Annotated in this window: 13 protein-coding genes; 8 read left to right on the top strand and 5 right to left on the bottom strand. The window is 48.5% G+C overall.

What is annotated here, in order from left to right; translation table 11 throughout:
• Positions 1-99 precede the first annotated feature (99 nt).
• Positions 100-1,389, bottom strand: a complete 1,290-nt coding sequence (locus tag QUB70_RS29465; RefSeq protein WP_332985202.1) for a pentapeptide repeat-containing protein — start codon at positions 1,387-1,389, stop codon at positions 100-102.
• Positions 1,390-1,509: 120 nt separating this feature from the next.
• On the opposite strand from QUB70_RS29465, the gene QUB70_RS29460 reads away from it, so the two are divergent.
• The 3 genes from QUB70_RS29460 to QUB70_RS29450 all read left to right on the top strand — a co-directional run bounded on the left by QUB70_RS29460 (position 1,510) and on the right by QUB70_RS29450 (position 3,021).
• Entirely contained in the window at positions 1,510-1,965 is a 456-nt protein-coding gene (locus QUB70_RS29460; RefSeq protein WP_332985201.1) for an aspartyl protease, read from the top strand.
• Positions 1,966-2,037: 72 nt separating this feature from the next.
• On the top strand, positions 2,038-2,493 hold the full coding sequence (locus QUB70_RS29455; protein ID WP_332985200.1) for an aspartyl protease: 456 nt from the start codon (positions 2,038-2,040) through the stop codon (positions 2,491-2,493).
• A 72-nt stretch (positions 2,494-2,565) separates the two neighbouring features.
• A complete protein-coding gene (locus QUB70_RS29450; RefSeq protein ID WP_332985198.1) occupies positions 2,566-3,021 on the top strand; it encodes an aspartyl protease in 456 nt (151 codons plus the stop codon).
• Positions 3,022-3,125: 104 nt separating this feature from the next.
• On the opposite strand, the gene QUB70_RS29445 is transcribed toward QUB70_RS29450, so the two are convergent.
• Entirely contained in the window at positions 3,126-3,638 is a 513-nt protein-coding gene (locus QUB70_RS29445; protein ID WP_332985197.1) for a DUF1648 domain-containing protein, read from the bottom strand.
• A gap of 77 nt (positions 3,639-3,715) precedes the next feature.
• Between QUB70_RS29445 and def the strand changes: the two genes are divergently transcribed.
• The 3 genes from def to QUB70_RS29430 all read left to right on the top strand — a co-directional run bounded on the left by def (position 3,716) and on the right by QUB70_RS29430 (position 6,234).
• Entirely contained in the window at positions 3,716-4,276 is a 561-nt protein-coding gene (def, locus tag QUB70_RS29440; RefSeq protein WP_332985196.1) for a peptide deformylase, read from the top strand.
• Positions 4,276-4,476 (top strand): hypothetical protein, encoded by a 201-nt coding sequence (locus QUB70_RS29435; protein WP_199297488.1) that lies wholly within the window; start codon positions 4,276-4,278, stop codon positions 4,474-4,476. Before def ends, QUB70_RS29435 begins: the two co-directional genes overlap by 1 nt.
• Before the next feature lie 420 nt (positions 4,477-4,896).
• Positions 4,897-6,234 carry a PrsW family glutamic-type intramembrane protease gene (locus QUB70_RS29430; RefSeq protein WP_332985195.1) on the top strand — a complete coding sequence of 446 codons (1,338 nt, stop codon included), beginning with the start codon at positions 4,897-4,899 and terminating at the stop codon, positions 6,232-6,234.
• 149 nt (positions 6,235-6,383) lie between these two features.
• Here QUB70_RS29430 and QUB70_RS29425 read toward each other — a convergent pair whose 3' ends face one another.
• The gene (locus QUB70_RS29425) at positions 6,384-7,043 is read right to left on the bottom strand and encodes a hypothetical protein (protein ID WP_332985193.1); all 660 of its coding nucleotides are present in this window, start codon (positions 7,041-7,043) and stop codon (positions 6,384-6,386) included.
• Between the two features lie 99 nt (positions 7,044-7,142).
• Positions 7,143-7,280, bottom strand: a complete 138-nt coding sequence (locus QUB70_RS29420) for a hypothetical protein (RefSeq protein WP_332985192.1) — start codon at positions 7,278-7,280, stop codon at positions 7,143-7,145.
• Positions 7,281-7,488: 208 nt separating this feature from the next.
• Here QUB70_RS29420 and QUB70_RS29415 point away from each other — a divergent pair, with 208 nt between their 5' ends.
• Complete coding sequence (locus QUB70_RS29415) at positions 7,489-8,541, top strand: Gfo/Idh/MocA family oxidoreductase (protein ID WP_332985189.1); 1,053 nt, start codon at positions 7,489-7,491, stop codon at positions 8,539-8,541.
• Positions 8,542-8,767: 226 nt separating this feature from the next.
• Here the strand turns inward: QUB70_RS29415 and QUB70_RS29410 are convergent, their stop codons facing one another.
• Complete coding sequence (locus tag QUB70_RS29410) at positions 8,768-9,748, bottom strand: SGNH/GDSL hydrolase family protein (protein WP_332985187.1); 981 nt, start codon at positions 9,746-9,748, stop codon at positions 8,768-8,770.
• A gap of 165 nt (positions 9,749-9,913) precedes the next feature.
• Between QUB70_RS29410 and btpA the strand changes: the two genes are divergently transcribed.
• Positions 9,914-10,795, top strand: coding sequence for a photosystem I biogenesis protein BtpA (gene btpA, locus QUB70_RS29405; RefSeq protein ID WP_332985185.1), 882 nt, complete (start codon positions 9,914-9,916; stop codon positions 10,793-10,795).
• Positions 10,796-10,882: the final 87 nt, after the last annotated feature.

Here is a 10,882-nt window from a genome sequence, read left to right as displayed (position 1 = left end):
ACGAAAGTGGCGGGGGAACTCCGTCACTCAAAAAAGCCTTTGCAAAAAAGGAAAAAGAAGCCTGCGGTCTAACTGTAGCCAGTTGACCGTCAGGTTCGTTCACCGTCCGAGTTTATTGGGAATACCTTCGCAACCGCCCGGGATAGTCTCTCTCGACTTCGAGCCGCACCAAGCGCAGCAGTAATAGCGCTGCTCCTCCGACAGCCGCTTGACAGCCGTGAAATCAGCACGTTCAACCACAGCGCCGGTATGTTCACCCGTTTGATAGTTGGGAAATTCCGTGCGACTGCGGGGAGATGCAGTTTCTGCCGAGCCGTAGAATAATGTGGCGGATCTCATGTCGGCGCGAGCGAGATTCGCGTCGTACAAGATAGCGCGCGAGAGGTTGGCTTTGACTAAATCGCACTTGCTGAGATTGGCCCGGACGAGGTTGGCTTCGCTCAACTCCGTCCACCGCAAGTCAGTGCTGGCCAGGTCAGCACCCGCTAACATGACATTGAGATCGATAACCCGGATACCGTGCTCTCTATCTTCAGCGTAGCCGCCGTCGCCGTCGAGGATGGGGCGGCCCAAAAGCCGATCGCGCTTCAGAGGAGTAACCAACCTCGACTGCGACAAAAACCGCAGAATTTTAGCTTTACCTTCAGCATCCACACTGCTCATAATCGCAGCGGTACGGCCTTCGGCGATCGCCCTTTCCTGCGGCCAATCTTCCAAAAATCCTTGTTCGTCGAGGGCTAAATCCGAAACCCCTTGAAAATAAGCATCAATTGTTTGCTGCTGCGTAATTCTGTTTTGCTGAATCGTCAAATCTTTCGAGATCACGTACTGGCGCCAAGCCACGTAAACGCCCAAAATTGCAATCAAAATTTGGCCCAAAGCGCCGATTAACTCGCCCAGAGCTCCGATTGCCTCCCAGTTGATTTGGATGTTGCGGCTTCCCGGTTCAGTATTAGTACCGCTGAGCATCAGCAAGCCAACAATCCCAGCTAAAAGCCCGAAGCAGGCGACGATCAGCGTCCGCCAAGTCGGCGGAATTACCTGCGCCCAGATTTTGCCCCAACTCGGCCACATCATCCGCAGCGATATTCCGATCGCACCGACGGCGCCAATTAAGCCCAGCCAAATGTTGTCATTGGCCAGCCCAAAAATCATCGCTGCGATCAACCCCAGCGTCAGCACTGACCCCGATTTCTCAGGAGTCGTTTGTTTCTGGTGCGGCTGCAATAAAACCTTGCGGGTTGGAGGCGGCAGCGGTTTTTCCGGTTCAGCAGTAGCGACGATTGTCCCTGATTCTGGTGGCACATTAGGGTTCACACCGTTCAGACTTTCTACAGTCACGTTAGATTCAGGGCGATTGGGTTGAGAAGAGTTGGGTTCTGGTGTCATGCGTTGAGGCTAATTCTAACTGTGGCTCGTCACTAAACACAATTTTAACCAACCCCGGACACTTCTAGATAGCATTAAAATATAAAAATCCACCAATTGCACTCGAAAACGTAACATCATATGACACTGGTACTGCCCAATCTGCAAGGCAAACAAATGGGTCAAGTTCTTACAACAATCACCGTCACGAATTTCATCGATCTAGTTATGGCTGAACGGGGATTCATTTCTGCTGATGAAGTTCGCTCTGTGACGATCTATAAAGTTATTGTCGATACCGGAGCGACACTGCTTTCCCTGCCAGCTCCCATTATTAGCCAACTCGGTTTAAGACAAGTAGGAGAAAGAGATGTAGAAACATCCACTGGCATCACAAAAGGTCGAATTTTTGCCGGGGCTCAAATTATTGTAGAGGGGAGAGAAGGGAGATTTGATTGTTTAGAGTTACCAGAAGGCGTTTCCGCTGTTTTGCTGGGCGTGACTCCCATGGAAGAACTAGGCTTAGAACCAGATTTGAAAAATCAACGGCTGCGAGTATTGCCGATGAATGACCAACAAACATATTTGATGGTTTAGTCGATCGGCGTTCATTAGCGGTAAAGCGATTCAAAAATGTACAATCAATTGCACTCGAAAACGTAAAATAATATGACACTCGTACTGCCCAATCTGCAAGGCAAACAAATGGGTCAAGTTCTTACAACAATCACCGTCACGAACCGCATCGATCAAGTCCTCGCTGAGCGCGGGTTTATTCCTGCAGGTGAAATTCGTTCCTTAACTCTGGGTAAAGTTCTAGTCGATACCGGAGTTACTCTGCTCGCCTTACCAACTCTCATTATCAGCCAGTTGGGCTTAAGCCAGCTTGGAGAAACCAATGTAGAAACTGCTGCGGGAGTGAGAAAAGGGCGAATATTTCAAGATATTATGCTGGAAGTTGAAGGGCGACAAGCAGTGTTTGACTGCCTGGAAATGCCCGAAGGAGTTGATACAATTTTGCTGGGTGTGATTCCAATGGAAAGACTAGGCTTAGAACCAGATTTGAAAAATCAACGACTGCGAGTATTGCCAATGAATGACCAACAAACATATCTGATGCTTTAATTTATCAGCGTTCATTAGCGGTAAAGCGATTCAAAAATGTACAATCAATTGCACTCAGAAAGGTAAAATAATATGACACTCGTACTCCCCAATCTGCAAGGCAAACAAAAGGGTCAAGTTATTACAACAATCGCTGTCACGAATCGCCTCGATCTAGTTATGGCTGAACGGGGATTCATTTCTGCTGAAGAAGTTCGCTCTGTGACGATCGATAAAGTTATTGTCGATACCGGAGCGACACTGCTTTCCCTGCCAGCTCCCATTATTAGCCAACTCGGTTTAAGACAAGTAGGAGAAAGAGATGTAGAAACATCCACTGGCATCACAAAAGGTCGAATTTTTGCCGGGGCTCAAATTATTGTAGAGGGGAGAGAAGGGAGATTTGATTGTTTAGAGTTACCAGAAGGCGTTTCCGCTGTTTTGCTAGGCGTGATTCCAATGGAAGAACTAGGCTTAGAACCAGATTTGAAAAATCAACGGCTGCGAGTATTGCCGATGAACAATCAGCAAACGTATCTGATGGGTTAGTCGATCGGCGTTCAATAATGTCCATCTCTCTCTTCTCTAACTCTGCGCTCTCTGCGTTCTCTGCGGTTAAATCATTCCGGGTTAAAAAAGTATTTCCCTGTCACCTAACGGGCCGAATAAGACTTGAGTAAATACACCCCAACCGTCCCAAATATCCAAACAACTAACCCTAAAACTAACTCCATACTAAACCTTTGAGCATTACCTAAAGCCACAATAATTTGCTGCCGGACTATAAACGCGAACAACCAGCAAACCTCGGCTTTCAGCCAAACCAAAAGACCTCGCCCCAACAGATATTGTCGGCGTGCATTCTCATCATTAATCGGTACTGGATAATTAAAAGTATGCGGATAGCGAGATACCGCAGTTAAAACCGCAAAAATAATTGCAGCAACCGCCGGCATCATCCAAATCGTCACCTTGTCGCCCCAAGCATCAGGCTGCCCCGCCAAGCCGAAATGAATCGGAATTCGATCGGGCAAAAGCTGCCAAAACTCTACAATTACCAAAATCGACACTAAAATCGCGATCGCCCCAGCGAGCTCTACCGCCACTAAAGCAGGCGAAAGCCCCAGAGAAATAACCGGGCGTTGGTTTGGTGCGTTTCCAGTCATGGGCGTCAAAATTTAGATTAATATTAAAAAGAATAGTATTGTTTCAAATTTAATCCCAGATAGCGAGTAAGGATTGTATGACGGCTCAGGTTTTGGTTGAAAAGAAAAAGTTAGAAAAACCGCCCCTAACAATACACACATTAGGCGATCGCGTCCTGCGGCAGCCAGCGAAGCGCGTCAAAAGCGTCGATGCAGAAATTCGGCAGCTAGTCCGAGAAATGCTGCAAACCATGTACAGCGCCGACGGCATCGGTTTGGCCGCCCCCCAAGTCGGAGTCCACAAACAAGTAATCGTGCTCGACTGCGACCCGGAAAACCCCGCAACACCCCCAATGGTTTTGATCAACCCTACCATCAAAAGTAGCAGCAGCGATGTCTGCATCTTGCAAGAAGGGTGTTTGAGCATTCCGGGAGTCTATTTAGATGTCAAACGTCCAGAAGTCATTGAAGTGTCCTACCGCGACGAATACGGCCGCCCGCAAACCCTGATAGCGACAGACTTACTGTCAAGGGCAATTCAGCACGAAATGGATCACCTCAACGGAGTGCTGTTTGTAGACAGAGTAGAAAACAAGCTGGCACTGAATGAAGAATTAGTCAAAAAGAAATTTTCGCCAAAGGCAGTAAAATCAGTATGATGGCAGGAACTCCCAAAAGTGGTTTATTGTTAGCTCTTTCGTGCATCGCTGCGATCGCCGCAGTCGGCTCCATCTTTGAGCTGTCTTCGGGAGAAGCTCAACTCGGCAATTTAGTCACCGGCATCATCCTCGCCCTCAGCGTACCGCTAACTGGCATATTTTTCTATGCAGCCGTTCAGGATGCCAGGGCAAATCTATAAGCAGAGTCATTAGTCAGCAGTCAGCAGTCATTAGTCATTAGTCATGAGTTATTAGTCATGAGTTATTAGTCAGCAGCTAAGAACTAATAACTGTGGAATAAAGATTGCGGATAAATAAGATTAGCTAACAGCGAGGGAGCAAATGACTAAGGATAGCCAATTAAATAATTTACACAAGTTTGTGGGGTGGGAGAACCCGCCCTTTCTGGACGGGCGGGACGCCCATCCTACAAGAACCATCACAGATTGTAAGTTATTTAATTCTCATTGCTAATAACTGTGGCATCAAGACTGCGGATAAATAACATCAGTTAACAGCTAGCGATCTAATGACTGATGACTGATGACTGATGACGGATGACTGATGACTGATGACTGATGACTGATGACTGATGACTGATGACTAATGACTAATAACTAATGACTAATGAAATCGGATTTCTGCGACAGATGCCCGCCTTTGGCGCTGCGGGATCGCCAGCATCCAGATACCAACTTTCTGAAGATGGAGAAGTGGTTATCGGACGCGATCGCAATTGTCAAATAGCTTTAGAGTCGATCGCCTACGGCATGGTTTCCCGCCGCCACGCCGCAGTCCGTCCCCTGACTCAGGGCACTTGGACGAGATGGGAAATTTGCGACCTCAACAGCGCTAACGGAACTTATATAAACGGACAAAAGCTACAAGGCTGCCAAACTTTAGAAACAGGCGATCGCATCAGTCTCGGCCAAGACGGCCCTGAATTCATATTTGAATCTCCCGTAACCCCTTACCAAAATCAACCCGGATCGAGAGCACCACAAAGCGGCAATTTTGCTGGTAGCGAAAAAGATGCTCTCACTTTAACTCAATTATTCCCGATCGCCTCGACAGGGAAACTATTAAGCCAAAAAGCTTACTTATATCCAGGTATTGCCACAGTTATTTTTGTCGTGTCGATGTTTGTAGCCGTGGGAAATTCCGCAGCATTCAACTTGCTGCTGTCAGCTTACCTCGCCGTTGGGGCTTACTACTTTATATATCAACTGTGCGGCAAACATAAGCCTTGGTGGGTATTGCTTGGTTCGGCTGTAGCTACAGCCCTAATTTTGCTCAGCCCCTTATTAATTGGATTTATATTAGTATTTAGAGAAATTTTACCCGGTCGCCTGCCAGCAGAAGGCGAAGAAATCAATTTTTTCTATTTTTTAATCCGAATGTTTTTCGGGGCGGGTCTGATGGAAGAATTGCTGAAAGCCCTGCCCGTTTTGGGAGCGATGCTGCTGGGAAATTGCCTGAAAAATCCGTGGCGCGATCGCATCGGTGTTTGGGAACCTTTAGACGGAATTCTGTTAGGAAGTGCTTCCGCAGTCGGCTTTACACTGTTAGAAACTCTGGGGCAGTACGTTCCCAATGTCATCCAAAATGTCACCCTGCAAGCAGGGCCCGAAGCCGGACAATTAGTAGGATTGCAGTTGCTAATTCCCCGAATTTTAGGCTCCGCCGCCGGACACATGGCTTACAGCGGCTATTTGGGATATTTTATCGGTTTGAGCGCCCTCAAACCCAGGAAGCGCTGGCAAATTTTGGGCGTAGGCTATTTCAGCGCTTCCGCACTTCACGCTTTGTGGAATGCATCGGGAGCCGCCAGCGTACTTTTGCTGGCTGTGGTGGGAGTTTTGTCCTATGCGTTTTTGGTAGCCGCGATTTTGAAAGCCCGGGCTCTGTCTCCCAATCGATCGCAAAATTTTGCAACTCGAATATTTTCTGAAAAGTGAACTAGCAGGTCAATCGATTTTAGATTTTAGATTTTAGATTTTAGAGGCGACCCCACGGATAAATGCGGGGGCTTGAGGATTTTCGATTTTCAATTTTGGATTGATTCCACGGATAAATCCGGGGGCTTGTACCATCAAGAAATTCTTGGTCAAGCAGCGATTTTTTTCTTGTGTTTCAACCAGCTTAAACCGGCCAGTGCTAAAGCTGCCCCTCCCACAGTAATTGGTTCGGGAACTGGTTCGGCTGCGGTATCCACTAGCTGGTAAGAAACTTCGGCATCGTTGATAATTATACGTCCGTCTATGGCAAGAACACGCTCCCTGTTGCTAATTATTGTCTCACGATACCCCGAGAAATAAGATGTCCACCTATCAGGACTGATCGCCCCGTTGGTATCCATAGACCAAAATGCCCTGCTGTCATATTTGACGTAAAAAGGCCCTCCTGGTACGTCTGGAAGGTCAATTTCTCTAATCTCTGTGTCGCCTCCGCCTGTTTGCAGTCCGCGAAAATCCCCTTGAAAAAATAAAGCTATCGCCCCTGCTAAATCGTAGTAATTTTTAGAGGCAGAGGCCGTGGCAAAAGTGTTAAATCTTCCCTCACCAACTGCAATTTGTTCAGATCCTATTCCTGTCAGTGAGGAATTACTCAACTTGAAAAAACCACTACCTCCACCCTGTTCTACTTGAAAATTGTAAGTGAGGACGGCGGCTTGTGCTTTGTCAATTCCTACAAATGACACGGCTGCAAAACTTAACATTGTGCTGGCGATCGCACTTCCCAATTTCTGCCTTTGTTTCTGACTCATAGTCGGCCTCATCAGCTTTTACGTACGTGTAGTTTTAATTCTAGATAGCGATCGCCCGTAACTCAGCTTATGCTTAATATAAATTTTTGTGCGTTCAAATTACTTTTTAACGATTACTTTTGGGGAGAAAGCAGATATTTTTTGACCGTCCCGCAAAAATATGCCGCCGGGTTTGTGTTGTTGCGATGCTGCGGGCGATCGCCCGCAATACAAATCATGTTTGGTTATATTTGTCAATACGTAATGTCCGAAAAAAATACCGCAATATTCAGCTCTCGTGCATGAGTAGCTTCTGCTTGATGGTCTGACGCCATCGTCCCAACTGAACTTAGAAATTCTTCACAAATAGATTGACTGTGATACTATCTGGATGGCTGTGAGTAGCTAAGGGAAGCCAACGGGCTTGATTCCTGTGGTGGAGGAGAATCCAGGAGTGCTAGATAGGATGTCATTGGGATACGCAAACGTTTTCGGCCAGCGAGGTCAACCCGAACCCCTTCGGATTGGAGTAATCGGGGTTGGCAATATGGGCCAGCACCACACGCGAGTTCTGAGCTTGCTGAAAGATATCGAGCTCGTGGGTGTTGCAGACATAAATGTAGAGCGGGGAATTGATGTAGCAAGCAAATACCGGGTTCGCTTTTTTGAAGACTACCGGGATTTGCTAGCCCACGTCGATGCAGTTTGCATCGCCGTTCCAACTCGCCTGCACCACCCTGTGGGGATGTCTTGTCTCCAAGCGGGTGTTCACGTTTTAATTGAAAAGCCGATCGCGGCTAGCATTGCCGAAGCCGAATCTTTGGTGAATGCCGCTGCTGAGGCCCACCGGATTTTGCAAGTGGGTCACATCGAGCGCTTCAATCCAGCTTTTCAGGAACTCGGCAAAGTGCTGAAGACTGAAGAGTTACTGGCATTGGAAGCTCACCGGATGAGTCCCTATTCCGATCGGGCCAACGACGTATCGGTAGTTTTGGATTTAATGATCCACGACATTGACTTGCTCCTGGAATTGGCAGATTCCCAAGTGGTGAAGCTGACGGCCAGCGGCAGCAGGGCCTCAGATTCAGGTTATTTAGACTACGTGACAGCGACGCTGAACTTTGCTAACGGCATTGTGGCCACCCTGACTGCCAGTAAGGTGACGCACCGCAAACTCCGTTCAATAGTCGCTCACTGCAAGAATTCTTTGACAGAGGCAGATTTTCTCAACAACGAAATCTTGATTCACCGACAAACAACCGCCAATTACGTGACGGATTACGGTCAGGTGCTTTACCGTCAAGATGGGTTGATCGAGAAAGTTTACACCAGCAATATTGAACCGCTCCACGCAGAATTGGAGCATTTTATTAATTGCGTGCGGGGTGGAAATCAGCCTTCTGTGGGAGGAGAACAAGCTCTCAAAGCTCTGCGGCTTGCGAGTTCGATCGAGCAAATTGCTCTCGACGGTCAAGCTTGGTATCCGAAAGAGCTAGAGTCTACTTTGCAAGTTAGCTAAATCGAGACAAATCGTGTCGTTTCCGGGTGCTTTTACAGTTGGGGTTTGTTGTTCGTTGAAAAGGGTAACTGTTCCCGCGCAACCGGATTCGATGTCAGTCCATTTTAGATTTTAGATTTTAGATTTTAGGTTGATTCCACAGATGAATCTGGGGGCTTAAACTAAGGTTTAAATTTTTGGGATCTCCACAACCTAAGTCGGGGCTTGTATCCGTCTTTGGGTAAGGTCACGATTTATGCAAAAAAAGAGCCACTATTTGACGGCTGATGGTTTTGCTAACTAGCTGATTTCCTTGAGGACTGAGGTGAATGCTGTCTCGATACAAAGTTGGAAGTTCGGCTGCACAATTGAATATCGGAAGAAAATCTATGTAAGTAATTTTCTCTGTTTCGACGAGTTCGGCGAGACGCTCTCTAGCCTTGACTTCCCAGTCGCGAGAGCCCTCGCCGAATTCGTCGCGCTTGGGCGTCACGGCTAGCAAAAACTCGACGTTAGCGGATACAGCTATTTTCTGGATTTGGCGCATAGCTTCTAAGTTGCAGCCGACTACATCGCTTTCGGCCCTAGGTGCTGCTAATTGGCGAGGCGGCATTGCAGGTAGCAGATAGCGGCTCAATAACTCTAGTGTGGCCGATCGAGGTTTGCGATCCGGGTAAGATCGATCGCGCCCCACAACCAGAGCACAGGGAGCAGAAGCAAATAAATCGTCCGTATTGAGCAGCAACACCACAGCCTTTGCCCCAAAAACACCGAACCGCTTGGCATAAGCAAGTTGATTCCTCGGCCCCCAAGAATTCGCTGAAGCGTTGAGAACTTCAAAATCCGAATAATTGACTTTTGAACTTATTTGTGCATCGCTCGCCCGATGCTGTACTTGCAGCCTCAACTGCCGAGCCATAATTTCCGAGATGGTATCTGTCTGATGTGTCCACCAACCGCCGTTGGCGACAGAATCTCCCAACAGCAAGACGCGCAGAGTTTCCAGAGCGGGAGTTGGGGCGATCGCGACCGTACGCATCGAATACTCGTTAATCTCAATCCGGTTGCCCAAGCGGCGTACCCTCTGGTTGGGCGCCAACAAATAACCGCACTCGGCATCGGCAATGTAAATCAAGGGATTGCCAAAACCCAGCATCACCCGCAGCAGCACTTCGATTGCTGCCCACAATCCTGCGGTGAGGGCCAAAATTATCAGAACAACTTTCAACAATTAACCTCGATCGAAAACGAAAAACTGCTGCTGAATTCGGGGTTTTCGCAACTTGGCCGCGCGATTGACTCAACCGAATCGCCCCCGTGGATATAGAATTCTAGAATATACCGTCAAAATCCGCCGTCAGCCGTCAGTGAACATGGTGGTTTCAGGAAACCCGTGGACTTAAAACAAATATTCAAAACGCCGAATCCCATAATCGGTGTCGTACATTTACAGCCTTTGCCAACTTCTCCCCGCTGGGGCGGGAACCTCAAAGCTATTATCGGAAGAGCCGAGCAAGAGGCTACAGCGCTGGCTTCTGGCGGCGCAAACGGTATCATCGTCGAGAACTTTTTCGACGCTCCTTTTGCCAAAGACAGCGTAGATCCGGCTGTTGTGAGCGCGATGACTCTGGTAGTCGAGAGGCTGACAAATCTGGTGACGCTGCCGATCGGCGTTAACGTGCTGCGAAACGACGCCCACAGCGCGATCGCCATCGCCTCCTGCACGGGAGCCCAATTCATCCGCGTCAACGTCCTCAACGGCATCATGGCTACAGACCAAGGCTTAATTGAAGGCCAAGCTCACCAGCTACTGCGCTACCGCCGGGAATTGGGCAGCGATGTCAAAATATTAGCAGACGTGTTAGTCAAGCACGGGCGACCCCTAGGCAGCCCCAACTTGACCACAGCCGTCCAAGAGACGATCGGGCGCGCTTTAGCCGACGCCGTGATCCTTTCCGGCTGGACAACCGGCAGCCCTCCCAATCTCGAAGACTTAGAACTCGCGAGTGCAGCAGCGGCGGGAATTCCAGTTTTCATCGGCAGCGGTGCCTCGTGGGAGAACATTTCCACCCTCATGCAGGCCGCTGATGGAGTAATTGTTTCGAGCTCCTTGAAACGAAACGGCCGCATCGATCAACCCATCGATCCGATCCGCGTCAGTCAGTTTGTAGAAGCCGCCCGCCGCAGCTTGTCACAGAAAGAACAGGAAAACAGAGACGCTAATGGCTCAAGAGGGCCAACACCGGAACCGGGCAAAGTCACAAGTAAAAAGTAAAATGGGAATTGTTGGCAGTTGGCAGTTGGCAGTTGGCAGTTGGCAGTTGGCAGTTGGCAGTTGGCAGTTGGCAGTTGGCAGTTGGCA

It is taken from the genome of Microcoleus sp. A003_D6 (genome assembly GCF_036702825.1).
Classification (GTDB): Bacteria; Cyanobacteriota; Cyanobacteriia; order Cyanobacteriales; family Microcoleaceae; genus Microcoleus.
Note: the sequence above shows the minus strand (reverse complement) of the source record. Positions and strands in the feature narration are given on the sequence as shown.

Coding starts and splice junctions, on each gene's coding strand:
- QUB70_RS29465 (WP_332985202.1), bottom strand. CDS start 1,389: ATGACACCAGAACCCAACTCTTCTCAACCCAATCGCCCTGAATCTAAC.
- def (WP_332985196.1), top strand. CDS start 3,716: ATGACGGCTCAGGTTTTGGTTGAAAAGAAAAAGTTAGAAAAACCGCCC.
- QUB70_RS29460 (WP_332985201.1), top strand. CDS start 1,510: ATGACACTGGTACTGCCCAATCTGCAAGGCAAACAAATGGGTCAAGTT.
- QUB70_RS29445 (WP_332985197.1), bottom strand. CDS start 3,638: ATGACTGGAAACGCACCAAACCAACGCCCGGTTATTTCTCTGGGGCTT.
- QUB70_RS29430 (WP_332985195.1), top strand. CDS start 4,897: ATGACTAATGAAATCGGATTTCTGCGACAGATGCCCGCCTTTGGCGCT.
- QUB70_RS29435 (WP_199297488.1), top strand. CDS start 4,276: ATGGCAGGAACTCCCAAAAGTGGTTTATTGTTAGCTCTTTCGTGCATC.
- QUB70_RS29425 (WP_332985193.1), bottom strand. CDS start 7,043: ATGAGTCAGAAACAAAGGCAGAAATTGGGAAGTGCGATCGCCAGCACA.
- QUB70_RS29450 (WP_332985198.1), top strand. CDS start 2,566: ATGACACTCGTACTCCCCAATCTGCAAGGCAAACAAAAGGGTCAAGTT.
- QUB70_RS29455 (WP_332985200.1), top strand. CDS start 2,038: ATGACACTCGTACTGCCCAATCTGCAAGGCAAACAAATGGGTCAAGTT.
- QUB70_RS29415 (WP_332985189.1), top strand. CDS start 7,489: ATGTCATTGGGATACGCAAACGTTTTCGGCCAGCGAGGTCAACCCGAA.